Origin of the sequence: Borrelia persica No12 (genome assembly GCF_000500045.1) — a bacterium.
In the GTDB taxonomy this organism is placed as follows: domain Bacteria; phylum Spirochaetota; class Spirochaetia; order Borreliales; family Borreliaceae; genus Borrelia; species Borrelia persica.
In genome coordinates this window covers 1-745 of sequence record NZ_AYOT01000098.1, presented here as the reverse complement: position 1 = coordinate 745, position 745 = coordinate 1, and the positions used below count along the sequence as shown (strand labels likewise).

General features: G+C 27.7%; 1 protein-coding gene. It reads left to right on the top strand.

Features of this window, described 5'->3' with window-relative positions:
- Positions 1-104: 104 nt before the first annotated feature.
- Positions 105-745, top strand: a 641-nt coding sequence (locus tag U881_RS0101930) for a phage terminase large subunit (protein WP_024653074.1), incomplete at its 3' end; no start/stop codon positions are given.

Genomic DNA, 745 nt, shown 5'->3' with positions numbered 1-745 from the left:
ACGTTCAAAAGAAGACAAAACAATGGAGTTATGTTATGAAACAATGAAGAAACTTAAGATAACAGATTTAGAGAATAGTAGATTTAAGTTTGAAGGGTAAATAAATGGATATATACAGTAGTAGTATTTTTAAATCTATGCAAAGGGAATATAAGAGAGAATTTGGGATTGATATAACTACTATAATGAAGAGACAAAGACAAGAAATTGACTTTAAAGGATTTGAAGAACAATACTTAACTTGTAAACAAAAGGCAGTACTTAAATCAATAGAGAGAAGTAAACAAAATAAAGTTATTCTTTGTGGTGGTATTGCATCTGGTAAAACATTCTTAGCATCATATATCTTTATTAAGACTTTGCTTAAAAATAGAGATTTATACAAAGGAGATACGAATAATTTTATTTTAGGCAATACACAAAAAACATTAGAGCTTAATGTTTTAGGGCAGTTTCAAGAAATTACTAATATGCTTGAAATACCATTTACACCCAAGTATTCAAATACGTCATATTTTGAAATTGATTCATTAAAAGTTAATCTTTATGGTGGTGATAAGATAAGGGACTTTGAAAAATTTAGAGGTTCGAATACTGGTATTATATATGTTAATGAAGCAACAACACTGCATAAAGAGACATTAAAAGAAGCACTTAAGAGACTGAGAGTAAAACCCGAGTTTATTATATTTGATACTAATCCAGATCATCCGGAACATTATTTTAAGACAGATTATATTGATAA